We start from the raw sequence: 22,941 nt of genomic DNA, 5'->3' as shown, positions 1-22,941 counted from the left end.
TGAGGATCGTCAGCGGAAGGGCGGATCATAACGTAAAGCCGCACAGAGATCTTCCCTTTCTACACAGTTTTGATCCAATTTATCCACAGGCTGCTGAAGCGATAATGAGTTTACGCTTTCTGCGAAAAAAGCCAGCGTTAATGTGGCTGAAAGCGGTAATTTTTCTGGCGAGCTCTCGTTTCTGCGCAACAAATCTGCAAATTGATCGCAAGAAGATCCTGCGCGATCCTTGCGCTTTAACCCACAGCCCGTATAATTCCCCACCCGGCATTATTGCGTGAAGCCTTGATGCCCGGAATCAGCGGGCTGTATCTGGGTTTCCAGGTGCCGCGACCAGCGAAGTAAATTGACTCTGGACTGTACAATTATTACAATCCCGCCTCTTTATTAAAGACACATTGAGGCGTTGGTCGATTTACTGGCCCGAAAACGCGTCACCCAGTGAAAATTTTCAAGTTTAGGTAGAAATCGCCATGAAACGCACTTTTCAACCGTCCGTACTGAAGCGCAACCGTTCACACGGTTTCCGTGCTCGTATGGCAACAAAAAATGGTCGTCAGGTTCTGGCACGTCGTCGTGCTAAAGGCCGTTCTCGTCTGACCGTTTCTAAGTAATAAAGCTAACCCTCGTGGTTAAGCTCGCATTTCCCAGGGAGTTACGTTTGTTAACTCCCACTCATTTCACTTTCGTCTTCCAGCAGCCACAACGAGCCGGTACGCCGCAAATCACCATACTCGGCCGACTTAACGCGCTGGGGCATCCCCGCATCGGTCTCACCGTCGCAAAAAAACATGTAAAACGTGCCCATGAACGCAACCGGATCAAGCGATTGACCCGCGAAAGCTTTCGTCTGCGTCAACATGAGCTCCCTGCGATGGATTTTGTGATCGTGGCTAAAAAAGGGATTGCTGACCTGGATAACCGTGCGCTGACGGAAGCGTTGGAGAAACTATGGCGTCGTCACTGTCGCCTGGCTCGCGGCTCCTGATTGCCCTGATACGCGTTTATCAACGCGCCATCAGCCCACTGCTGGGACCTCATTGCCGGTTCCATCCCACCTGTTCGCAGTATGGGATTGAGGCCTTACGCCGCTTTGGCGTTGTAAAAGGCAGTTGGTTGACGATAAAACGCGTATTAAAATGCCACCCTTTGAACCCGGGTGGTGACGATCCTGTGCCGCCAAAAACCTTTGATACCAGAGAACATTAACGATGGATTCGCAACGCAATCTCTTTCTCATCGCTTTTCTGTTCGTGTCTTTTATGATCTGGCAAGCCTGGCAGACGGACCACGCTCCGCAGCCACAGCAAACCCAGACCACGCAAAACACAAGCAGCGCAGCGGGTGATGCCGCCACTTCCGGCGTGCCGGCTAGCGGACAGGGCAAAACGATCACCGTTAAGACAGATGTCCTGTCACTCAACATCAATACGCGTGGTGGCGATATTGAGCAGGCTCAGCTGCTGACTTACCCGGACAAACTGGGTTCAGACGCACCGTTCCAGCTGCTTGAAACCACACCAGCCTTCGTTTATCAGGCGCAGAGCGGCTTAACTGGCCGTAACGGTCCGGATAACCCGAACAATGGCGCACGTCCGCTGTATACCACTTCGCAAGATAGCTTCGTCATGGCGGATGGCCAGAGCGAACTGCGCGTGCCGCTGACCTGGACCGGTGAAAACGGCGTGGTTTACACCAAGACGTTCGTCTTCAAGCGCGGTGAGTATGCGGTAAACGTTGACTACAACATTAACAACACCACTCAGCAGCCGCTGGAAGTGTCGATGTTTGGTCAGCTGAAGCAGACCATCGACGTGCCTAAGCACCGCGACACCGGCAGCAACAACTTTGCTCTGCATACCTTCCGTGGCGCAGCGTACTCAACCAGCGATGCGAAATACGAAAAATATAAATTCGACACCATCGCGGATAACGAGAACCTGAACACCACCACCAGCAATGGTTGGGTGGCGATGCTGCAGCAGTACTTTGCTACCGCCTGGGTGCCACGTACGCAGGGTAACAACACGCTGTACACCAGCAACCTCGGCAATGGCATCGCGGCAATTGGCTACAAATCTGCACCGGTCACCGTTGGCGCAGGCGCACAGCAAGATCTCGGCGCAACGCTGTGGGTCGGCCCGGAAATTCAGGACCAGATGGCAGCCATCGCGCCGCACCTGGATCTGACCGTGGATTATGGCTGGTTGTGGTTCATCTCTCAGCCGCTGTTTAAGCTGCTGAAGTTCATCCACAGCTTCATCGGTAACTGGGGCTTCTCCATTATCGTTATCACCTTCATCGTGCGTGGCATCATGTACCCGCTGACCAAAGCGCAATACACCTCGATGGCGAAGATGCGTATGCTGCAGCCGAAGATTCAGGCGATGCGTGAACGTCTGGGCGATGATAAGCAGAAGCAGAGCCAGGAAATGATGGCGCTGTATAAGGCGGAGAAAGTGAACCCGCTGGGCGGCTGTCTGCCACTGGTTATCCAGATGCCAATCTTCCTGGCCTTGTACTACATGCTGTCAGGCTCGGTTGAACTGCGTCATGCGCCGTTTATTCTGTGGATTCATGACCTGTCAGCGCAGGACCCGTACTACATTCTGCCGATCATCATGGGTATCACCATGTTCTTCATTCAGAAGATGTCACCGACCACCGTGACCGATCCGATGCAGCAGAAGATCATGACCTACATGCCGGTTATCTTTACCGTGTTCTTCCTGTGGTTCCCATCAGGTCTGGTGCTGTACTACATCGTCAGCAACCTGGTAACCATTCTCCAGCAGCAGCTGATTTATCGCGGCCTGGAAAAACGTGGTCTGCATAGCCGCGACAAGAAGAAAGCGTAACGTCTGACTGCAACCAGCAGCAGCGTATAATTAAGGGGCGGCATTTATGTCGCCCTGTTTTTTTGTTTCGAGAAAAGGTGAATCATGAGCCACAGCGACACTATCGTTGCCCAGGCGACGCCTCCTGGCCGCGGCGGCGTCGGCATTCTGCGTATCTCCGGCGCCAAAGCCGCTGAGGTGGCGCAAGCCGTGCTCGGCAAGCTGCCAAAACCGCGCTATGCCGACTATCTGCCCTTTACTGATGCCGATGGCAGCGTGCTCGATCAGGGCATTGCGCTATGGTTTCCTGGCCCGAACTCCTTTACCGGTGAAGATGTGCTGGAGCTGCAAGGCCACGGCGGCCCGGTGATTCTTGACCTGCTGCTGAAACGCATCGTGGCGCTGCCCGGCTTGCGTATTGCCCAACCAGGCGAATTCTCGGAACGCGCCTTCCTCAACGACAAGCTCGATTTAGCGCAAGCCGAAGCGATTGCCGATCTGATCGATGCCAGCTCAGAGCAAGCCGCCCGCTCGGCGGTGAACTCGTTGCAGGGCGCTTTTTCCCTGCGGATTAACGCGCTTGTGGAAGCACTTACTCACCTGCGCATCTATGTGGAAGCAGCTATCGACTTCCCGGATGAAGAGATCGATTTCCTTTCCGACGGCAAAATTGAAGCCCAGCTCAATGTGGTGATCGGCGACCTTGATGGCGTGCGTGCCGAAGCGCGTCAGGGCAGCCTGCTGCGCGAAGGGATGAAAGTGGTGATTGCCGGTCGTCCCAATGCCGGTAAATCGAGCCTGCTGAATGCCTTAGCCGGACGCGAAGCGGCTATCGTCACCGATATCGCTGGCACCACGCGCGACGTCCTGCGCGAGCATATCCATATTGACGGCATGCCGCTGCACATCATCGATACCGCCGGTTTGCGTGAAGCCAGTGACGAAGTTGAGCGCATTGGTATTGAACGCGCATGGCAGGAGATCGAACAGGCCGACCGCGTGCTGTTTATGGTCGATGGCACCACCACTGACGCGACCGAAGCCGCCGCGATCTGGCCGGATTTTGTTGCGCGTCTGCCGGAAGCGCTGCCGATTACCGTGGTGCGCAACAAAGCGGATATGACCGGCGAAGTACTGGGCCTCACTGAAGTGAACGGTCACTCACTGATTCGTCTCTCGGCGCGCACCGGTGAAGGTGTGGAAGCGCTACGCGATCACCTGAAACAGAGCATGGGATTTGCCGGCAACATGGAAGGCGGATTCCTCGCCCGACGTCGCCATCTGCAAGCGCTGGAGTTAGCCGCAACGCATTTACAGCAAGGCAAGCATCAACTGTTAGGCGCGTGGGCCGGCGAATTACTGGCAGAAGAGCTACGGTTAGCGCAGCAGGCGCTGAGCGAAATCACCGGCGAATTCACCTCCGACGATCTGCTGGGCAGAATCTTCTCCAGTTTCTGCATTGGTAAGTAATAGTCTGCTGCGTGGTCGCCATGAATGGCGACCCTACGACGTTCTCATGTAGGGTGCACAATCCCGTTAATCATGCGTGTTTGTTATTTGGCTCCCCTTGCGCTTTGCAGTATAACGATCGTTGCCCGGCTAAAAGCGCATCGGTGTCCGGGTACATTTTTATTCATGCCAAACATTCGGCGCGCATTTGCCGCCTGAACAGGAGAGAAACATGAGTACAACGCTCGACAGCGTGGCGCTGAACGCGCTGTTCAATGAAGCCCGCACCCACAGCTATTGGCAGGACAAACCGGTTTCGCAGGACGTATTGAAGCAGCTCTATAACCTGACCGCGCTGGGCCCAACCTCCGCTAACTGCTCGCCAGGCCGTTTTGTATTTGTGACCTCGCAGGAAGGCAAAGAGAAGCTGAAACCCGCGCTCTCATCGGGCAACGTCGATAAAACCATGGCCGCACCGGTAACGGTGATCGTGGCGTGGGATCCTGAATTCTACGAAGCGCTACCAAAGCTGTTCCCGCACGGTGATGCGCGCAGCTGGTTTACCAGCAGCCCGGATCTGGCGAAAGAAACCGCGTTCCGTAACAGCAGCTTGCAAGCAGGTTATTTGATTCTGGCCGCGCGTTCGCTGGGCCTGGATGCGGGCCCGATGTCCGGTTTCGATCCGTCAAAAGTGAATGATGCGTTCTTCAGCGAGAGCAAATGGCAGGTGAACTTACTGATCAATCTCGGCTATGGCGAAGCCAGCAAACTGCATGCGCGTCTGCCGCGTCTGGGCTTTGATGAAGCCAGCACCTTTGCCTGATTGAGAAAAGGCGTCGGGCTGAGCCCACGACGCCGGTTTTAAGCGGTTATCCCAGTGAATGGAAGCCGCTGTTAAAGTAGATCATCGGCTCTGCCGCTTCACCAGGCAGAGCGATGCCGACGATACGCGCCAGCAGCACGCTGTGCGTGTTCCACTCGACCACCTTCTCCAGCTGACAATCAAAGCTCACCAGCGCATCAGCTAAAATCGGCGCGCCGGTATTTAATGTCTGCCATGTACCACTTTGAAAGCGCTCATCGCGGCGTGAGGATTGGCTGAACTGGGCACATAAGTCGTCATGCTGTTCACGCAGCACGTTAACGGCAAAATGGCCGGCTGCGATAAAGGCATCATGACTGGATGCGCTGCGATTAACGCACACCAGCAGACTTGGTGGCTCAGCCGCCAGCGAACTGACCGACGTCGCAATCAGCCCCAGCTTTTCGCCCTGAAATTCGGTGGTAACCAGAGAAACACCCGCGGTTAAGCGACGCATGCCGTGGCGAAACTCATCAAGCGAGATCGATTCCTGGCGAGAAATAGGGGTAACTGACATAGAAAACTCCGACGTGCATGCTTCTAAGATGCGCACGATTGGCAGATGAATGAATTGGTTAGCGCACTTCACTGTGCCTTTTTACTGTCCAAATCCTACACCACATCAGGCCGTTCGGCATCCGTTGAGACACGAATCTGCAAAAGCGTTCTATGCAAAGTTGCCAAATGGGATTGCCGCCTGGCTTCGTCCTTATCTGAAATATCGCCTATTCCATGTTAAGCCGGATGCAAACCCATGAGAAAATTCTTACAATAGCACTGATGATTATTCGACCATTTTCACGGAGCGACAGATGGCTAGTCATTTTGTACGTTGGATAGGTAATCCGCCCTTTTCTTCAGAGAATATGCGGGTGCCACAGGAAGTGATCAACAGCGCTCAGCGCTTCGCTGACAAGCGTCGCGGACGCTTTCTTGCCGCGCGCGAACTGCTGGCGCAACTGATGTTACGCGTTTACGGCATTCGCGAACTCCCCGCGCTGACGACCTCCAGCAGCGGACGCCCCTGCTTTGCCGATGCCAACCTGCCCGACTTCAGCATTTCCTACGCCGGAAACACCATCGGTGTGCTGCTGGCCGAAGAAGGCGGTCGCGCCGGATTGGATATGGAAATTGTGCGCGCGCACAGCCGTCAAACGCAGGACATGCTGACGCAGGATCTCTCCTCCGGCGAAAAAGCCTGGATCAACGCGCAGCAGGATTTCATGGAAGCGCTGACGCAAATCTGGACGCTGCGCCAAAGCATTCTCAAGCTCACCGGTGAAACCGATAGCGGTATTGATTCACTGCGTTTGCATCCTGCGGCCGGTCGGCTGCGTTCCACCGTGTTCCCTGATATTCAGGCGGTGTGTGATGCTGAGCCCACGCTGGTGTGGTCGTGCGCGCTCTCGCCCGGCACCGAACGCTTACATTTGTGGGAGATTGATGGCGCGCAGCAGTGGCAAGCGCTGCGCGATGTCGAGATGAGCAAACCCAATATCGGGCCGCGTACCTTGCGCCTGACCAGTTTGGTCACGCCGCATGAGATGGGACATCCGTAATAAAAATGGCCGCATCAGCGGCCTCTTCTATTTAGTGCGCGTCAATGAAGACGATTTTCAGCACGAACAGCAGCGCGACTACCACCACGCACGGGCTGATTTCACGCCAGCGTCCGGTTCCCAACTTCATCACGCAGTAAGAGATAAAGCCCAGCGCGATGCCTTCGGTGATCGAGAAGCTGAAAGGCATCATCGCCGCAGTAACGAACGCTGGCACCGCTTCGGTGAGATCGTCCCACTGCACGCGTGACAGCGACGCCGTCATCAATACGCCAACGTAAATCAGTGCACCCGCCGCCGCATAAGAAGGCACCATCGCCGCCAGCGGTGACAGGAACATCACCAGCAGGAACAGAATCCCTGTAATCACCGCCATCAGGCCGGTGCGACCGCCGATCGCCACGCCGGACGAGCTTTCAATGTAGGCGGTCACCGATGAGGTACCAATCAACGAACCAGTCACCGAACTGATGCTATCAACGTACAGCGCCTGCTTCATGCGCGGGAACGTGCCTTTCTCGTCGGTCAGCCCGGCTTTATCGGTTACGCCAATCAGCGTGCCGGATGAGTCGAACAGATTGACCAGCATAAATGAGAAGATCACACCAGCCATGCCGATGTTGAACGCGCCTTTGATGTCGACCTGGCCGACAACGGAAGTGATCGCAGGCGGCGCCGCGAACACGCCGCTGAATTTCACATCGCCAATCATCAGGCCCAGCGCGGTCGTCACCACAATAGACACCAGCACCGCCGCATGGATATTGCGTGAAGCCAGAATCGCGATAATGAAGAAACCGAGCGCCCCAAGCAGCACGCTATGCGAGGTCAGATTGCCAACGGCAACGATGGTATCGGCGTTTGGCACGATGATACCGGCGTTTTTCAGCCCCATCATGGCGATAAACAGGCCGATACCGGCGGTGATACCCACGCGCAGGCTGAGCGGAATGTTGGCAATCATCCAGTAACGCACGCGCAGCAGCGTAAGGATCAGCAGACCCAGCGCGCCCCAGAAAATCGCACCCATACCAATCTGCCAGGAATAACCCATGGCACCGACCACCACAAAGGCGAAGAAGGCATTCAGGCCCATCGCCGGCGCCAGCGCCACCGGCAGATTCGCCACCAGCCCCATCAGAATGCTGCCGAACGCGGCAATCAAGCAGGTAGTAACAAACACTGCCTGCGTATCCATGCCCGCCACACCGAGAATTTGTGGGTTAACGAAAACGATGTACACCATCGTCAGGAAAGTCGTGCAACCGGCAATCACTTCGGTGCGCACGGTGGTTCCGTGTTCCTGCAGTTTGAAGATGCGCTGCAAAAGGCCCTGATTAGTCATTCCACTGTTCCGCTAAAAAATTTATCGCCGCGTATCCTATAGAGTTTAGCGCGGCAAAACACTGATTTTTCGCAACCGGTTGCTCAGGGTCGCTTTCTGCGCTCAGTGCGCTAGAGTGTCAGCTTATTGTTTAACAAAAGGATGATGTGCGATGTCGGTTGAATGTATTTTTTTTGATTGCGACGGCACGCTGGTCGACAGCGAAGTAATCTGTACGCAAGCTTACGTCAACACCTTTGCCCGCTACGGTATTGAACGCTCACTGCAGCAGATGTTTGAGCAGTATAAAGGGGTGAAGCTCTACGACATCATCCGCGATGTGGCGGCAGAACATCAGGTTGAGTTGCCGCTCGAAGAGGTGGAAGCCGCCTATCGTGCCGAAGTAGCTAGATTGTTTGATCTCGATTTAAAGCCGATTGCCGGTGCCAAAGCGCTGGTGGAAAGTGTCAACGTGCCGATGTGCGTGGTTTCCAACGGCACGGTGAAGAAGATGCAACATTCGCTGGGATTAACCGGCATGCTGCCGTATCTCGATGGCAAGCTTTACAGCGGTTATGACATTAACCACTGGAAGCCGGATCCGGAATTGATGTACCACGCCGCCGAGCAGATGCAGGTGCCGATTGAGAAGTGCATTCTGGTGGATGATTCCGAGGCTGGCGCGCGAGCGGGGATCGCGGCCGGGATTCCGGTGTTTTACTACTGCGCCGATGCGCACAATCCTGAATTAGATCATCCGCTGGTGACGCGCTTTGATGATATGGCGCAGTTGCCGGATCTGTGGCGCGCGCGTGGGTGGGATTTGGTGGGGTAAGGTGCGGTATTCAGCCAGGTCGGCATAAATGCCGACCCTACGTTCGTTCAGGTGTAGGGTCGCCTTTAATGGCGACCACAAACTTAACCAATCGCGCCTAACGAATCCTCGTTGCTCTGCTTCTTCGGCAGCAGGAACAGCGTGGCGGCGATATCCAGCAGATAAATCAGTGCCAGCAGCGTAATCGCGGCAGTGAAAGAGATATTGGTCGCCAGCAGGCCAATCACCAATGGACCAAATCCGCCCACGCCACGTCCCAAATTAAACAACACGTTCTGCGCCGTCGCGCGTGCCTGCGGTGGGAAGGTGTCGGAAATCAGCGCGCCGTAGCCGCCAATCATGCCGTTTACAAACATCCCCATCAGCGCGCCGGTAAACAGCATCACCGTCGGATCGCGCAGCTGCGCATACACCACCACCATCACCACTGCGCCGAACTGATACAGCAGGAAGATTTTCCAGCGCGCGAAGCGATCGGCCAGCACGCCAAACAGCCAGATGCCGAACGTCATGCCCACCACCGTGACGGCAGTCCACAAACCAGATTTGGTCAGGCTGAAACCGAAGTTGGATGACAGATAGCTTGGCATCCAGATCATCAATCCGTAGTAACCAAAGTTCTGCACCGAGCAGAGAATAAAAATCCCCAGGCTGGCTTTGCTGGTGGCGCGATCGGCGAACAGCAATTTAATGCGTGCGCCAAAGGAGAGCTGCGGCGTTTTCTCAACATGACGAGTAAAACCTTCCGGCTCGCCCATGCTGCGGCGGATGACAAAAGAGACCAGCGCTGGCAGCAAACCGACGAGGAACATGCCGCGCCAGCCAATCACGCTCAGCAGCGGCGGCGTGATAAAGGCCGCCAGCAATACACCCAGCTGCCAGCCAATGCCGACCCACGCTGATGCGCGGTTGCGCTTCTCTTTCGGCCAGGCTTCGGCAATCAACGCCATGCCGATACCGAACTCGCCACCCAATCCCACACCCGCTAGCGTGCGATACGCCAGCAGATCCCAATAGCCCTGCGCCACCGCGCACAGGCCGGTGAATACTGAGAACACCAGAATGGTGACGGTAAGAATGCGGATGCGGCCATAGCGATCGCTAAGGTGACCAAACACAATGCCGCCGATCACTGCACCGATCAGCGTCCAGGTGACCAGCGAACCGGCCTGAGAGGGATCGAGCGCCAGCGAGACGCTGATCGCTGGCAGCATAAAACCAAGAATCAGGAGATCAAATCCATCCATCGCGTAGCCGCTGATGGCGGCCACCATGGCTTTCGCCGATGTAATGGCTTGTTTTTTAGGAGTTGGGGAGGACATGTAACAGCACCTGGCAGAAAAAAGTGCGCCAAGTATAAAGAGAGGAAATCGCTGAGAACAGACAGAATTTAAGCAGGCAGCCCGTTAGCCACAGTGGCAACGGGCCGCCGACGCGTCAATCAAGAGGGTTTATTGCTGCCGTCGTCGCCCGACAGCAGTTCATCCAGCTTGTCGCCGCCCACATGACGGAAATCCTGACCTTTAACGAAATAGAAGATAATTTCGCAGATGTTCTGGCAGCGATCGCCGATACGCTCGATGGCGCGCGCGCAGAACAGCGCGGTCAGCACGCTTGGGATGGTGCGCGGATCTTCCATCATGTAGGTCATCAACTGACGCACGATGCCTTCGTACTCTTTATCCACCTTCTTATCTTCACGGTAGATTTTGATGGCTTCGTTGAGATCCATGCGCGCAAACGCATCCAGCACGTCATGCAGCATCTGCACGGTGTGATGACCCAGCGCTTCAAGGCTCACCAATAATGGCAGATGCTGCTGGCTGAACTTCTCCAGCGCGGTGCGGCTGATTTTTTCCGCCACGTCGCCAATGCGTTCCAGCTCAGAAATGGTCTTGATGATTGCCATTACCAGACGTAAATCGCTGGCGGTGGGCTGGCGTTTGGCGATGATGCGCACGCAGGCTTCATCAATCTCCACTTCCATCATGTTGACCTTCTGGTCGCCGTCGATCACGTGACGCGCCAGCTCGCCATCCTGATTGTGCATCGCGGTGATGGCGTCCATCAGCTGCTTCTCAACCATGCCGCCCATGATCATCACTTGCGTGCGAATGTGCTCCAGCTCCGCGTTGAACTGACCGGAGATGTGTTTGTTCAGATTTAAATTATCCATGTGCGTCTCCTGAATCAGCCGTAACGACCGGTGATGTAATCTTCGGTCTGCTTCTGTGCGGGCTTAGTGAACAAGGTATCGGTATCGCTGAACTCAATCAGCTCGCCCAGATACATGAAAGCGGTGTGGTCAGAACAACGCGCGGCCTGCTGCATGTTGTGGGTCACGATCACCACAGTGTAATCCTGCTTCAGTTCGGTGATCAGCTCTTCGATACGACCGGTTGAGATCGGATCCAGCGCTGAGCAAGGCTCATCCAGCAACAGCACTTCCGGGCGAATGGCGATGCCGCGCGCGATGCACAGACGCTGCTGCTGACCGCCGGAGAGACTGTAACCGCTCTGATGCAGCTTGTCTTTGGTTTCATTCCACAGTGCGGCTTTGGTCAGCGCCCACTGCACGCGCTCATCCATATCGGCACGCGACAGCTTTTCAAACAGACGCACGCCGAAGGCGATGTTGTCATAAATCGACATCGGGAACGGCGTTGGCTTCTGGAACACCATGCCAACGCGCGCGCGCAGCAGGGCGATATCCTGATTGGAAGCCAAAATGTTATCGCCATCCAGCAGGATGTCACCTTCTGCACGCTGCTCCGGATAGAGCGAGTACATTTTGTTGAAGGTGCGCAGCAAAGTGGATTTACCGCAGCCTGATGGGCCGATAAACGCGGTCACCTGGTTTTTGGTGATATCCAGGTTGATGTTTTTCAGCGCGTGAAACTTACCGTAATAGAAGTTCAGATTACGGACCTGAATTTTACCGGCTGATGAAGTCACGTTACTCATTCTCGTCTCTCATAAGCAGCGCCGCCGAAGCCGCGCCGGGAAATTAGTGTTTGCCCTTGGCGAAAACCACACGCGCCACAATGTTCAGCAGCAGCACGCACACGGTAATAATCAGCACACCTGCCCACGCCAGGCTTTGCCACTCGGCAAACGGGCTCATGGCGAATTTAAAGATGGTGACCGGCAGGTTCGCGATCGGCTGCATCATGTCGGTGCTCCAGAACTGGTTCGACAGCGCAGTAAACAGCAGCGGTGCGGTTTCACCGGCGATACGCGCCACGGCCAACAGCACACCGGTGATGATGCCGGAAACCGACGCTTTCAGCGTAATCGCCGAAATCATCTTCCACTTCGGCGTACCCAGCGCATAAGCCGCTTCACGCATGCTGTCGGGTACCAGACGCAGCATGTTTTCGGAGGTACGGATCACAATCGGAATTTGCAGCAGCGCCAGCGCCACTACGCCGGCCCAACCGGAGAAGTGCTGCATCTGCGCCACCACGATGGTGTAGACAAACAGGCCCACCACAATCGACGGTGCTGACAGCAGAATGTCGTTAATGAAGCGAATCACTTCCGCCAGCCAGTGTTTACGGCCATATTCCGCCAGATAAATCCCGGCCATGATGCCGAGCGGCGTTCCGACGATCGTCGACCAGAAAATCAGTAAACCACTGCCGACTAAGGCGTTTGCCAAACCACCGCCCGCGGTATTCGGCGGCGGGGTCGATTCGGTAAACAGCGACCAGCTCAAACCATCAACGCCGCGCGTAATGGTGGTGAACAGAATCCACACCAGCCAGAACAGACCGAATGCCATGGTCATCAGCGACAGCGTTAGAGCAATTTTGTTTTTGGTACTGCGCCACGCCTGCATTTTGCGGCGCGAGGCTTCCAGCTCAGCGCGAGCCTGAACTTCAATAGCGGTCATGAACGGGCTCCTTCACTCTTCGCCAGACGCAGGATCATCAGTTTGGAGATCGCCAGCACGATAAAGGTAATCACGAACAGGATCAGACCCAGTTCCATCAGTGCTGCCACGTGGACACCCGATTCCGCTTCGGCGAATTCGTTGGCGAGCGCGGAAGTGATGCTGTTGCCCGGCATAAACAGCGAGGCGCTGTCGAGCTGGTAGGTGTTACCGATGATAAAGGTCACCGCCATGGTTTCACCCAACGCGCGGCCCAGGCCGAGCATCACGCCGCCAATCACACCATTTTTGGTGAACGGCAGCACGATGCGCCAGATCACTTCCCACGTGGTGCAGCCGATGCCGTAAGCCGACTCTTTCATCATCACCGGCGTTTGTTCAAACACGTCGCGCATCACCGAGGCGATGTACGGAATGATCATGATGGCGAGAATCACGCCCGCCGCCAGAATACCGATACCGAATGCCGGGCCAGAGAACAGCGTGCCGACAATCGGGATATTCGACATCACGTTGCCCACCGGCGTCTGGAAATATTCGGCGAACAGCGGAGCGAAAACAAACAGGCCCCACATGCCGTAAACGATGCTGGGGATCGCCGCCAGCAACTCAATGGCGGTGCCCAGCGGGCGACGCAGCCAGCCTGGCGCCAGTTCCGTCAGGAACAGCGCGATACCGAAGCTCACCGGCACGGCAATGATCAAGGCAATAATCGAGGTGACGAGGGTGCCGTAAATCGGTACCAGCGCACCAAATTGTTCGTTTGGCGCATCCCAGGTTTTATTCCACAGGAAAGAGAAACCAAATTTTTGGATGCTTGGCCAGGAGGAGAAAATCAGGGAGACGATAATGCCGCCCATCAACAACAACACGATAAGCGCGGATAGCTTCACCAGCGCGCCGAAAATCATGTCGCCTTGTTTACCGGGGGCTTTGAACGTCGGCTTAGTGGCAGCCATAGAATTCTCTGTTCTCAGGGGGATGTCAGGGCGGCACGCAGGCCGCCCATTGGGGTTGGCCAACCATCTCGGCTGGCCAGGTAAATCTGTTACTGGTACAGCGCTTTACCGGAGCTATCTTTGATGTTCGCTTTCCACGCTGCACGAATCTGGTTAGCAACGCTTTCTGGCAGCGCGGCGTAATCCAGGTCGGTTGCGGTTTTGCTGCCACCTTTGTAAGCCCAGTCGAAGAACTTCAGCACTTCGCTACCTTTTTCCGCATTCGCCTGATCTTTGTAAATCAGGATGAAGGTGGTTGAGGTGATCGGCCATGCTGCGTTGCCTTTCTGGAAGGTCAGATCCTGAGCAAAGGTTTTGCTCCAGTCTGCGCCTTTCGCGGCATTAGCAAAGCTCTCTTCGCTTGGTGCGACCGCTTTACCGTCGGCATCAACCAGTTTGGTGTAGGTCAGGTTGTTCTGCTTGGCGTAAGCGTATTCCACATAGCCAATTGAACCCGGCAGACGCTGGACGAATGCAGCCACGCCGTCGTTACCTTTACCGCCCAGACCGGTCGGCCAGTTAACGGTGTTACCTTTACCGATTTTGCTGTTCCACTCTTCATTCACTTTCGCCAGGTAGCTGGTGAAGACGAATGAAGTACCGGAACCGTCAGCGCGGCGAACCACGTTGATGTTGGAATCTGGCAGTTTCACGCCTGGGTTCAGTTTAGTGATCGCCGGGTCGTTCCACTTTTTGATGGTACCGAGGTAGATGTCGCCCACGGTTTTACCGTCGAGAGTCAATTCACCTGATTTCACACCTGGGATGTTAACCGCCAGCACCACGCCACCGATCACGGTAGGGAACTGGAACAGGCCGTTTTTCTGCAGATCTTCTTCTTTCATTGGCGCATCAGACGCACCGAAATCGACGGTTTTAGCGATGATTTGCTTCACGCCGCCTGAAGAACCAATACCCTGATAGTTGATTTTGCTACCGGTGGCTTGCTGGTACTCGGCTGCCCACTTGGCATAAACCGGCGCCGGGAATGTCCCGCCTGCGCCCGTCAGATCGGTTGCTGCAAAAGCAGAGACCGCGCTTGCTGCGAAGGTGGCGGCGAGGATTCGGGCTACGGTGCTACGCATCAGTGTCATGTTCCCTCCAGGGGATTTAAAAAAATCAGGCTCAATGCCATTTTAGTAGGAGTCGTGATTGCTGCTGGAGGGAAAATAGGACAGTTTGATGACAGTGAAATGTACGAAATATGACAGTTATATGACAGCGTGCAGAAATGAAGCGGGCCCGCTGTGGGCCCACTCTTATAGCAGTTTATTCAACGGTAACCGATTTCGCCAGGTTACGTGGTTGGTCAACGTCGGTGCCTTTAATCAGCGCCACGTGATACGAGAGCAGCTGCAGCGGCACGGTGTAGAAGATCGGTGCAATCACCTCTTCTACATGCGGCAGAGAGATGATTTTCATGCCATCGCTGTCGCTGAAACCGGCATCCTGATCGGCAAACACGTACAGCAAACCGCCGCGCGCGCGTACCTCTTCAATGTTGGATTTCAGCTTCTCCAGCAGTTCGTTGTTCGGCGCGACCACGATCACTGGCATATCCGCATCAATCAGCGCCAGCGGGCCGTGCTTCAGCTCGCCCGCCGCGTAGGCTTCGGCGTGGATATAGGAGATCTCTTTCAGCTTCAGCGCGCCTTCCATAGCGATCGGATACTGATCGCCACGGCCAAGGAACAGCGCGTGATGTTTATCCGAGAAACCTTCGGCCAGGTTTTCGATCACTTTGTCCTGCGCCAGCATCTGCTCGATGCGGCTCGGCAAAGCCTGCAGCGCGTGCACAATCTCATGCTCGGTTTCGGCTTTCATGCCGTGCAGACGCCCGAGTTTCGCCACCAGCATCAGCAATACCGCCAGCTGCGTGGTGAAGGCTTTGGTCGAGGCAACGCCAATTTCGGTACCGGCTTTGGTCATCAGCGCCAAATCTGACTCGCGCACCAGCGATGAACCGGCCACGTTACAGATCGCCAGCGAACCGAGATAACCCAGCTCTTTTGACAGGCGCAACGCCGCCAGCGTATCGGCGGTTTCACCCGATTGTGACAGCGTGATCAGCAGGCTATTTTTACGCACTGCAGATTTGCGATAACGGAATTCCGAAGCGATTTCCACATCACAAGGCAGGTTGGCCAGCGACTCAAACCAGTAGCGCGACACCATGCCAGAGTTGTATGAAGTACCGCAGGCGATGATCTGAATATGCTCGACCTGGCTCAGCAGCTTCTCAGCATCCGGGCCCAGCTCGCTGAGATCGACTTCACCATGATTAAAACGCCCGGTGATGGTGTTTTTGATCGCGTTCGGCTGCTCGTAAATCTCTTTCTGCATGTAGTGACGATAGATGCCTTTGTCGCCGGCATCGTATTGCGCGGTCGATTCGATTTCGGCGCGCTTAGCCGTTTTACCGTCACGATCGATAATGGTGACTTCGCGGCGGGTGATCTCGGCAATATCGCCCTCTTCCAGATAGATGAAGCGACGCGTCACCGGCAGCAGTGCCAGCTGATCGGAAGCAATAAAGTTTTCACCCACGCCACGGCCAATCACCAGCGGGCTACCGGAACGCGCCGCCACCAGCAGCGAAGGATCGCGGCTGTCCATGATCACCATGCCATACGCACCGCGCAGCTGCGGAATGACGCGCAGCACCACTTCACGCAGCGTGCCGCCCTGCTTCTGCTCCCAATGCACCAGATGCGCCACCACTTCGGTGTCGGTTTCTGAGGCAAAGTGATAGCCGCGCTCAAGCAACTGCGCGCGCAGCGGCTCATGGTTTTCAATGATGCCGTTGTGCACGATGATGATGTGCTCAGAAACGTGCGGATGCGCATTGGCCTCCGACGGCTCACCGTGTGTCGCCCAGCGCGTGTGTGCGATACCGGTGCCGCCAATCAGAGGCTGCTGCTCTGCGGCTTCCGCCAGGTTCTGCACTTTGCCCAGACGACGCAGGCGCGTCATATGGCACTGACGGTCAACAACGGCTAATCCCGCTGAGTCATAACCGCGATACTCAAGACGACGCAAACCTTCCAGCAGAATTTCTGCGATGTCACGCTGCGCTACTGCACCAACAATTCCACACATAGTAATTTCCTGACTTCATGGCTTTCGGCCATTGCGTTGTCATACGACCTGATTTCCCCGAGCCTTGTAGAGAGTGGGGATATTTTTTTATGGCACTGCAAACAGGCCGATCGTTGTCGGCCTTCAAAATTTATTTCTTCTTAGCAGGGCGCTGCCAGCCCGATTTTTGATTCTGCTCTTTACGGTTGTAGACCAGATCCGCAGCTAACACATCTTTCATTATTGTGGTGCCTGCGGCGATGGTCGCTCCGCTCGCCACGCTGACCGGCGCCACCAGCTGGGTATCCGAACCGATAAACACGTTGTCGCCAATAATGGTTTTGGATTTGTTGGCGCCATCGTAGTTACAGGTAATGGTGCCCGCGCCGATATTCACACCCGCGCCAATTTCCGCATCGCCGAGATAAGAGAGATGACCGGCTTTGGAGCCTTTGCCGAGCGTAGCTTTCTTCATTTCGACGAAGTTGCCAACGTGCGCTTCTTCCGCTAGCTCGCTGCCCGGACGCAGACGCGCAAAAGGCCCAACCGTACAGGCGGCGGCTAAGGTGGCATCTTCGATCACCGAATAGGGGCTGATTTCGCAGTCGTCAGCAATCACGCTGTTTTTGATGATGCAGCCTGCACCGATTTTGACGCGGTCGCCGAGCGTGACCTTACCTTCGATGATCACGTTGGTGTCGATCTCCACATCACGACCATGTTGCAGCGAACCGCGTAGATCGAAACGCGCCGGATCGCGCAGCATTACACCCGCCAGCAACAGCTTCTCTGCCTGCTCGCTTTGATAGACACGCTCAAGCGTTGCCAGCTGCAGGCGGTTGTTGACGCCGTCGGTTTCGCTGATGCGCGCCGGATGCACCGCATTGATCACGCGGCCTTCGTGGTGCGCCATGGCGATGATATCGGTGATATAGAATTCGCCCTGTGCATTGTTGTTGTTCAGCTGCGCCAGCCAGCGCTTGAGGTCGCCGCCGTTGGCAATCAGAATGCCGGTGTTAATTTCCTGAATTTTCAGCTGTTCTGGCGAGGCATCTTTCTGCTCAATAATGCCGGTCACCGTGCCGTTTTCACGCACGATACGACCGTAACCGGTTGGGTTATCCAAAACCACGGTGAGTAAACCGATGCCGCCAGCGGGTTTCGCGTCGCGCAGACGTTGCAAGCTGGCCTGCGAAATCAGCGGCACATCGCCGTACAGCATCAGAATATCTTCGTCATCGGCAAAGAAGGGCGCGGCCTGCTGCATCGCGTGGCCGGTACCGAGTTGTTCGGCCTGCAGCACCCAGTTGAGTGCGTTATGCGCTAACGTCGATTGCAGCAAATCTCCGCCGTGGCCATAAACCAAGTGGATCTGCTGGGCGCCCAAACCGGTTGCGGCATCAATCACGTGTTGAACCATCGGTTTACCTGCAAGGGTGTGCAGAACTTTGGGCAGGTCGGAATACATTCGGGTGCCTTTGCCAGCGGCTAAGATCACCACACTCATCGCGTTCGTAGACATAACTATCCTGATTCTCTTCAACTGTCGAAAGTGTAAGGTTTAGCCCTGAGATTACTACATTTTTCTCGGGTCGAAATTAGCGGGGTTGGGGAAAGCGGATTGAGGTCGGCTGGTGGTCGCCATGAAGGGCGACGCTACGAGATGATGTTTTTTGGGCAAAAAAAATGCCAACCCAAAGGGCTGGCATTTCGTGACGCATAAAGCCTGATTACATCGCTTTTTTTGTCAGCTCGATGACACGCAGTTTCGCGATGGCTTTCGCCAGTTCCGCAGAAGCCTGAGCATAGTCCACGTCGCCGTGGCTGCTGTTCATGTGCTCTTCTGCTTTACGTTTCGCTTCCAGCGCGCGCGCTTCGTCAAGGTCTTCACCGCGAATCGCGGTGTCGGCCAGAACGGTGGTGCTGCCAGGCTGAACTTCCAGCACGCCGCCAGAGAGGTAAATAAACTCCTCTTCGCCGTGCTGTTTCACGATGTGAATCATACCAGGCTTGATGGCTGTCAGCAGCGGGGCGTGGCCAGGACGAATCCCCAACTCACCTTCGCTACCTGACACCTGGATACGCTCGACCAGACCGGAGAACATTTGTTGCTCCGCGCTGACCACGTCCAGATGATAAGTCATAGCCATACCATTCCTCCTGGGAAACCTAAATTACAGTTTCTTCGCTTTTTCTACGGCTTCTTCGATAGCGCCGACCATGTAGAACGCCTGCTCTGGCAGGTGGTCGAATTCGCCTTCCATGATGCCTTTGAAGCCACGGATGGTGTCTTTCAGGGTCACGTACTTACCTGGAGAACCGGTGAAGACTTCAGCAACGAAGAACGGCTGAGACAGGAAGCGCTGAATCTTACGCGCACGTGCCACCAACAGTTTGTCTTCTTCAGACAGCTCGTCCATACCAAGGATGGCGATGATGTCTTTCAGTTCCTGGTAACGCTGCAGCAGAGACTGCACGCCACGCGCAACGTCATAGTGCTCCTGACCCACGATCAGTGGATCCAGCTGACGGCTGGTTGAATCCAGCGGGTCAACGGCTGGGTAGATACCCAGAGAGGCGATCTGACGGCTCAGCGTAACGGTTGAGTCTAAGTGAGCAAAAGTGGTTGCTGGTGACGGGTCAGTCAAGTCATCCGCAGGAACGTAAACGGCCTGAACAGAAGTGATTGAACCAGTCTTGGTGGAGGTAATACGCTCCTGCAACACACCCATCTCTTCTGCCAGCGTTGGCTGATAGCCTACCGCAGATGGCATACGACCCAGCAGTGCTGATACTTCAGTACCGGCCAGGGTGTAACGATAGATGTTGTCGATGAACAGCAGAACGTCACGGCCTTCATCACGGAATTTTTCCGCCATGGTCAAGCCGGTCAGTGCTACGCGCAGACGGTTACCCGGCGGCTCGTTCATCTGGCCATACACCAGCGCTACTTTATCGATAACGTTGGAGTCAGTCATTTCGTGGTAGAAGTCGTTACCCTCACGAGTACGCTCACCCACGCCAGCAAATACCGAATAACCTGAGTGCTCAGCCGCAATGTTACGGATCAGCTCCATCATGTTTACGGTTTTACCTACACCCGCACCACCGAACAGACCGACTTTACCGCCCTTAGCGAACGGACACATCAGGTCGATAACCTTGATGCCGGTTTCCAGCAGTTCCTGCGAGTTAGACTGATCTTCATACGAAGGTGCTGCGCGGTGAATAGAGGAAACCTCTAATGCGCTGCCGTCGTCATTCTGCAGGTCGCCTTTCATGTCGATTGGCTCACCCAATACGTTCATGATACGGCCGAGGGTTGCTTTACCAACCGGAACCTGGATAGGTTTTTTCAGGTCGGTAACTTCCAGACCGCGCTTCAGGCCGTCAGAAGTACCCATGGCGATGGTACGAACCACGCCACCACCCAGCTGCTGCTGAACTTCCAGCACCAGACGAGCATCACCATTTTTCACCTCGAGAGCGCTGTATACCTGCGGTACCGCGTCCTGAGGGAATTCGACGTCAACTACGGCGCCGATAATCTGGACAATCTTTCCAGCTGCCATCTTGAATCCTCTACCTAATACGAAAATACCCAGCCGCGCTCGCGCGACAGGATATATGCCTGGTTAAACCGCGGAGGCTCCCGAGACGATCTCGGTAAGTTCCTGGGTGATGCTGGCCTGACGAGCTTTGTTGTAAACCAACTGCAGCTCTTTGATCAGGTTTCCGCCGTTATCGGTTGCAGCTTTCATCGCAACCATACGTGCGGCCTGCTCACTGGCCAGGTTTTCCACCACACCCTGATAAACCTGCGATTCGACGTAACGACGCAGCAGGGTATCCAGCAGCGCTTTCGGATCGGGTTCGTACAGGTAATCCCAGGTCTTCGCCTTCATCTCTTCTTCACCTTCCGCTGGCGGTAACGGCAGCAGTTGGGTAATGGTCGGAGTCTGAGACATGGTGTTATTAAACTTGTTGGCAACGATATACAGCTTGTCGATGCGACCTTCATCATAGGCCTGCAACATCACTTTTACCGGGCCGATCAAATCAGACAGTGCAGGCTTATCGCCCATACCGGTGACCTGTGCCACGATGTTGCCACCTACAGAGCCGAAGAATGAATTGCCTTTCGAACCGATAACGGCCAGATCGCTCTGTACGCCTTTATCTGCCCAGCCTTTCATATCTGCCAGCAATTTTTTGAACAGGTTAATGTTCAAACCACCACAAAGCCCGCGGTCAGTCGAAACGACCAGGTAGCCGACGCGCTTAACGTCACGCTCATCCAGGTAAGGGTGCTTGTATTCCAGATTACCCAGAGCAAGGTGACCAATCACTTTGCGCATGGTATCTGCATACGGACGGCTGGCCGCCATGCGTTCCTGCGTTTTACGCATTTTGGAGGCGGCGACCATTTCCATCGCTTTGGTGATCTTCTGCGTATTTTTTACGCTTCCGATCTTACTACGTATTTCTTTTGCGCCGGCCATTAGCTTCTCCTCAAAGCCTTGCGGCCTGCCTTTTCAGACAAGCCGCCAGACATTACCAGGACTGGGTTGCTTTAAACGTTTCGAGGAGGCTTTTCAGCTTCTCTTCGATTTCGTTATTGAAGTTACCCGCTTGGTTGATTTCAGCCATCAGCTCAGCGTGATCGCGATCCGCGAACGCCAGCAGAGCGGCTTCGAAGCTGCCGACTTTCGCCAGTTCAACATCGTTCAGATAGCCGCGCTCAGCAGCAAACAGCACCAGACCCTGTTGCGCGACTGACATCGGCGCATACTGTTTCTGTTTCAGCAGCTCGGTCACTTTCTGACCGTGGCTCAGCTGTTTACGCGTTGCATCGTCCAGATCGGAAGCGAACTGAGAGAACGCAGCCAGTTCACGATACTGTGCCAGCGCGGTACGAATACCACCGGACAGTTTCTTGATGATCTTGGTCTGTGCAGCACCACCAACACGGGATACCGAGATACCCGGGTTAACGGCTGGACGAATACCGGAGTTGAACAGGTTAGATTCCAGGAAGATCTGACCATCAGTAATCGAGATTACGTTGGTCGGAACGAACGCAGAAACGTCACCCGCCTGAGTTTCGATGATTGGCAGTGCGGTCAGAGAACCGGTCTGGCCTTTCACTTCACCGTTGGTGAAGCGCTCAACGTAGTCAGCGCTAACGCGTGATGCACGCTCCAGCAGACGAGAGTGGAGATAGAACACGTCGCCAGGGAATGCTTCACGACCTGGTGGACGGCGCAGCAGCAGAGAAATCTGACGGTAAGCAACAGCCTGCTTAGACAGGTCATCGTACACGATCAGTGCATCTTCACCGCGGTCACGGAAGTACTCACCCATCGCACAACCGGCGTACGGTGACAGGTACTGCAGTGCTGCAGATTCAGAAGCAGAAGCGACAACCACGATGGTGTTAGCCAGCGCGCCGTGCTCTTCCAGTTTGCGAACTACGTTAGAAATGGTTGACGCTTTCTGGCCAATCGCAACGTAGACACATTTGATGCCTGAATCGCGCTGGTTGATGATGGCGTCGATTGCCATTGCAGTTTTACCGGTCTGACGGTCACCGATGATCAGCTCACGCTGGCCACGGCCGATTGGAATCATCGCATCGACAGATTTGTAACCGGTCTGAACGGGCTGGTCTACTGACTGACGGTCGATAACGCCCGGTGCAATCACTTCAACAGGCGAGAAGCCGTCGTTTTCGATTGCGCCTTTACCGTCGATCGGTGCACCCAGGGTGTTCACCACACGGCCCAGCAGGCCACGGCCAACTGGAACTTCTAAAATACGACCCGTACATTTTACTTTCATGCCTTCCGCGAGGTCAGCATACGGGCCCATCACTACTGCACCAACCGAGTCACGCTCGAGGTTCAGTGCGATAGCGTAACGGTTGCCCGGCAGGGCAATCATCTCACCCTGCATGACATCGGCCAGGCCGTGTACGCGGATGATACCGTCACTTACAGAAACAATAGTACCTTCGTTGTGAGCTTCACTCACGACATTGAACTGAGCAATGCGCTGCTTGATCAGTTCGCTGATTTCGGTGGAATTCAGTTGCATATGCTCCA

The 22,941-nt window shown here is 55.2% G+C and carries 22 protein-coding genes; 8 read left to right on the top strand and 14 right to left on the bottom strand.

Translation table 11 applies throughout. The features are described 5' to 3' along the window. The first annotated feature begins 473 nt into the window (after positions 1-473). The 6 genes from rpmH to ACXIZX_RS19295 all read left to right on the top strand — a co-directional run bounded on the left by rpmH (position 474) and on the right by ACXIZX_RS19295 (position 5,109). On the top strand, positions 474-614 hold the full coding sequence (gene rpmH / locus ACXIZX_RS19320) for a 50S ribosomal protein L34 (protein ID WP_003849659.1): 141 nt from the start codon (positions 474-476) through the stop codon (positions 612-614). A gap of 14 nt (positions 615-628) precedes the next feature. Then, complete coding sequence (gene rnpA, locus ACXIZX_RS19315) at positions 629-988, top strand: ribonuclease P protein component (RefSeq protein ID WP_036648555.1); 360 nt, start codon at positions 629-631, stop codon at positions 986-988. After that, positions 952-1,209 (top strand): membrane protein insertion efficiency factor YidD, encoded by a 258-nt coding sequence (gene yidD / locus ACXIZX_RS19310; RefSeq protein ID WP_007893564.1) that lies wholly within the window; start codon positions 952-954, stop codon positions 1,207-1,209. The genes rnpA and yidD overlap by 37 nt, the downstream gene beginning before the upstream one ends. A gap of 2 nt (positions 1,210-1,211) precedes the next feature. Then, positions 1,212-2,858: a membrane protein insertase YidC gene (gene yidC / locus ACXIZX_RS19305; protein WP_154181889.1), complete on the top strand. Its 1,647-nt coding sequence runs from the start codon at positions 1,212-1,214 to the stop codon at positions 2,856-2,858. A gap of 84 nt (positions 2,859-2,942) precedes the next feature. After that, entirely contained in the window at positions 2,943-4,307 is a 1,365-nt protein-coding gene (gene mnmE, locus ACXIZX_RS19300) for a tRNA uridine-5-carboxymethylaminomethyl(34) synthesis GTPase MnmE (RefSeq protein WP_008105304.1), read from the top strand. A gap of 211 nt (positions 4,308-4,518) precedes the next feature. Beyond that, positions 4,519-5,109 (top strand): malonic semialdehyde reductase, encoded by a 591-nt coding sequence (locus ACXIZX_RS19295; protein WP_154156954.1) that lies wholly within the window; start codon positions 4,519-4,521, stop codon positions 5,107-5,109. Between the two features lie 46 nt (positions 5,110-5,155). Here the strand turns inward: ACXIZX_RS19295 and ACXIZX_RS19290 are convergent, their stop codons facing one another. Further along, complete coding sequence (locus ACXIZX_RS19290) at positions 5,156-5,665, bottom strand: flavin reductase family protein (protein WP_479404743.1); 510 nt, start codon at positions 5,663-5,665, stop codon at positions 5,156-5,158. Between the two features lie 295 nt (positions 5,666-5,960). On the opposite strand from ACXIZX_RS19290, the gene ACXIZX_RS19285 reads away from it, so the two are divergent. Next, positions 5,961-6,707 (top strand): 4'-phosphopantetheinyl transferase family protein, encoded by a 747-nt coding sequence (locus ACXIZX_RS19285; protein ID WP_479404742.1) that lies wholly within the window; start codon positions 5,961-5,963, stop codon positions 6,705-6,707. Between the two features lie 31 nt (positions 6,708-6,738). Here the strand turns inward: ACXIZX_RS19285 and ACXIZX_RS19280 are convergent, their stop codons facing one another. After that, positions 6,739-8,052: an NCS2 family permease gene (locus ACXIZX_RS19280; protein WP_008105308.1), complete on the bottom strand. Its 1,314-nt coding sequence runs from the start codon at positions 8,050-8,052 to the stop codon at positions 6,739-6,741. Positions 8,053-8,203: 151 nt separating this feature from the next. Between ACXIZX_RS19280 and yieH the strand changes: the two genes are divergently transcribed. After that, a complete protein-coding gene (gene yieH / locus ACXIZX_RS19275; protein ID WP_479404741.1) occupies positions 8,204-8,866 on the top strand; it encodes a 6-phosphogluconate phosphatase in 663 nt (220 codons plus the stop codon). Between the two features lie 83 nt (positions 8,867-8,949). Here the strand turns inward: yieH and ACXIZX_RS19270 are convergent, their stop codons facing one another. The 12 genes from ACXIZX_RS19270 to atpA all read right to left on the bottom strand — a co-directional run bounded on the left by ACXIZX_RS19270 (position 8,950) and on the right by atpA (position 22,933). Next, the gene (locus ACXIZX_RS19270) at positions 8,950-10,188 is read right to left on the bottom strand and encodes an MFS transporter (RefSeq protein WP_479404740.1); all 1,239 of its coding nucleotides are present in this window, start codon (positions 10,186-10,188) and stop codon (positions 8,950-8,952) included. 119 nt (positions 10,189-10,307) lie between these two features. Then, positions 10,308-11,042, bottom strand: coding sequence for a phosphate signaling complex protein PhoU (phoU, locus tag ACXIZX_RS19265; RefSeq protein WP_007893583.1), 735 nt, complete (start codon positions 11,040-11,042; stop codon positions 10,308-10,310). Between the two features lie 14 nt (positions 11,043-11,056). Further along, on the bottom strand, positions 11,057-11,830 hold the full coding sequence (pstB, locus tag ACXIZX_RS19260) for a phosphate ABC transporter ATP-binding protein PstB (protein WP_007893584.1): 774 nt from the start codon (positions 11,828-11,830) through the stop codon (positions 11,057-11,059). A 43-nt stretch (positions 11,831-11,873) separates the two neighbouring features. After that, complete coding sequence (gene pstA, locus ACXIZX_RS19255; RefSeq protein WP_061719979.1) at positions 11,874-12,761, bottom strand: phosphate ABC transporter permease PstA; 888 nt, start codon at positions 12,759-12,761, stop codon at positions 11,874-11,876. After that, the gene (gene pstC / locus ACXIZX_RS19250) at positions 12,758-13,720 is read right to left on the bottom strand and encodes a phosphate ABC transporter permease PstC (protein ID WP_061719978.1); all 963 of its coding nucleotides are present in this window, start codon (positions 13,718-13,720) and stop codon (positions 12,758-12,760) included. The genes pstA and pstC overlap by 4 nt, the downstream gene beginning before the upstream one ends. 89 nt (positions 13,721-13,809) lie before the next feature. Beyond that, positions 13,810-14,853 carry a phosphate ABC transporter substrate-binding protein PstS gene (pstS, locus tag ACXIZX_RS19245; RefSeq protein WP_479404739.1) on the bottom strand — a complete coding sequence of 348 codons (1,044 nt, stop codon included), beginning with the start codon at positions 14,851-14,853 and terminating at the stop codon, positions 13,810-13,812. Between the two features lie 175 nt (positions 14,854-15,028). Further along, positions 15,029-16,858, bottom strand: a complete 1,830-nt coding sequence (glmS, locus tag ACXIZX_RS19240) for a glutamine--fructose-6-phosphate transaminase (isomerizing) (RefSeq protein WP_479404738.1) — start codon at positions 16,856-16,858, stop codon at positions 15,029-15,031. A gap of 130 nt (positions 16,859-16,988) precedes the next feature. Beyond that, positions 16,989-18,359: a bifunctional UDP-N-acetylglucosamine diphosphorylase/glucosamine-1-phosphate N-acetyltransferase GlmU gene (gene glmU / locus ACXIZX_RS19235; RefSeq protein ID WP_479404737.1), complete on the bottom strand. Its 1,371-nt coding sequence runs from the start codon at positions 18,357-18,359 to the stop codon at positions 16,989-16,991. 208 nt (positions 18,360-18,567) lie between these two features. After that, positions 18,568-18,987 (bottom strand): F0F1 ATP synthase subunit epsilon, encoded by a 420-nt coding sequence (locus ACXIZX_RS19230; protein WP_008106717.1) that lies wholly within the window; start codon positions 18,985-18,987, stop codon positions 18,568-18,570. Positions 18,988-19,011: 24 nt separating this feature from the next. Beyond that, a complete protein-coding gene (atpD, locus tag ACXIZX_RS19225) occupies positions 19,012-20,409 on the bottom strand; it encodes a F0F1 ATP synthase subunit beta (RefSeq protein WP_007893594.1) in 1,398 nt (465 codons plus the stop codon). A 63-nt stretch (positions 20,410-20,472) separates the two neighbouring features. After that, complete coding sequence (gene atpG / locus ACXIZX_RS19220; RefSeq protein ID WP_007893596.1) at positions 20,473-21,339, bottom strand: F0F1 ATP synthase subunit gamma; 867 nt, start codon at positions 21,337-21,339, stop codon at positions 20,473-20,475. 52 nt (positions 21,340-21,391) lie between these two features. Next, positions 21,392-22,933 (bottom strand): F0F1 ATP synthase subunit alpha, encoded by a 1,542-nt coding sequence (gene atpA, locus ACXIZX_RS19215; protein ID WP_479404736.1) that lies wholly within the window; start codon positions 22,931-22,933, stop codon positions 21,392-21,394. Positions 22,934-22,941: the final 8 nt, after the last annotated feature.

The sequence above is a fragment of the Candidatus Pantoea symbiotica genome (assembly GCF_056491525.1).
This window is presented reverse-complemented; position numbering and strand designations above follow the sequence as displayed.

Bases quoted from the DNA above. Each gene is read 5' to 3' on its own strand.
- ACXIZX_RS19285 (WP_479404742.1), top strand. From the start codon at position 5,961: ATGGCTAGTCATTTTGTACGTTGGATAGGTAATCCGCCCTTTTCTTCA.
- ACXIZX_RS19290 (WP_479404743.1), bottom strand. From the start codon at position 5,665: ATGTCAGTTACCCCTATTTCTCGCCAGGAATCGATCTCGCTTGATGAG.
- yidC (WP_154181889.1), top strand. From the start codon at position 1,212: ATGGATTCGCAACGCAATCTCTTTCTCATCGCTTTTCTGTTCGTGTCT.
- glmS (WP_479404738.1), bottom strand. From the start codon at position 16,858: ATGTGTGGAATTGTTGGTGCAGTAGCGCAGCGTGACATCGCAGAAATT.
- atpA (WP_479404736.1), bottom strand. From the start codon at position 22,933: ATGCAACTGAATTCCACCGAAATCAGCGAACTGATCAAGCAGCGCATT.
- yidD (WP_007893564.1), top strand. From the start codon at position 952: ATGGCGTCGTCACTGTCGCCTGGCTCGCGGCTCCTGATTGCCCTGATA.
- ACXIZX_RS19280 (WP_008105308.1), bottom strand. From the start codon at position 8,052: ATGACTAATCAGGGCCTTTTGCAGCGCATCTTCAAACTGCAGGAACAC.
- ACXIZX_RS19295 (WP_154156954.1), top strand. From the start codon at position 4,519: ATGAGTACAACGCTCGACAGCGTGGCGCTGAACGCGCTGTTCAATGAA.
- ACXIZX_RS19230 (WP_008106717.1), bottom strand. From the start codon at position 18,987: ATGGCTATGACTTATCATCTGGACGTGGTCAGCGCGGAGCAACAAATG.
- pstS (WP_479404739.1), bottom strand. From the start codon at position 14,853: ATGACACTGATGCGTAGCACCGTAGCCCGAATCCTCGCCGCCACCTTC.
- pstB (WP_007893584.1), bottom strand. From the start codon at position 11,830: ATGAGTAACGTGACTTCATCAGCCGGTAAAATTCAGGTCCGTAATCTG.
- mnmE (WP_008105304.1), top strand. From the start codon at position 2,943: ATGAGCCACAGCGACACTATCGTTGCCCAGGCGACGCCTCCTGGCCGC.
- ACXIZX_RS19270 (WP_479404740.1), bottom strand. From the start codon at position 10,188: ATGTCCTCCCCAACTCCTAAAAAACAAGCCATTACATCGGCGAAAGCC.
- phoU (WP_007893583.1), bottom strand. From the start codon at position 11,042: ATGGATAATTTAAATCTGAACAAACACATCTCCGGTCAGTTCAACGCG.
- rpmH (WP_003849659.1), top strand. From the start codon at position 474: ATGAAACGCACTTTTCAACCGTCCGTACTGAAGCGCAACCGTTCACAC.
- atpG (WP_007893596.1), bottom strand. From the start codon at position 21,339: ATGGCCGGCGCAAAAGAAATACGTAGTAAGATCGGAAGCGTAAAAAAT.
- pstA (WP_061719979.1), bottom strand. From the start codon at position 12,761: ATGACCGCTATTGAAGTTCAGGCTCGCGCTGAGCTGGAAGCCTCGCGC.
- atpD (WP_007893594.1), bottom strand. From the start codon at position 20,409: ATGGCAGCTGGAAAGATTGTCCAGATTATCGGCGCCGTAGTTGACGTC.
- glmU (WP_479404737.1), bottom strand. From the start codon at position 18,359: ATGTCTACGAACGCGATGAGTGTGGTGATCTTAGCCGCTGGCAAAGGC.
- pstC (WP_061719978.1), bottom strand. From the start codon at position 13,720: ATGGCTGCCACTAAGCCGACGTTCAAAGCCCCCGGTAAACAAGGCGAC.
- yieH (WP_479404741.1), top strand. From the start codon at position 8,204: ATGTCGGTTGAATGTATTTTTTTTGATTGCGACGGCACGCTGGTCGAC.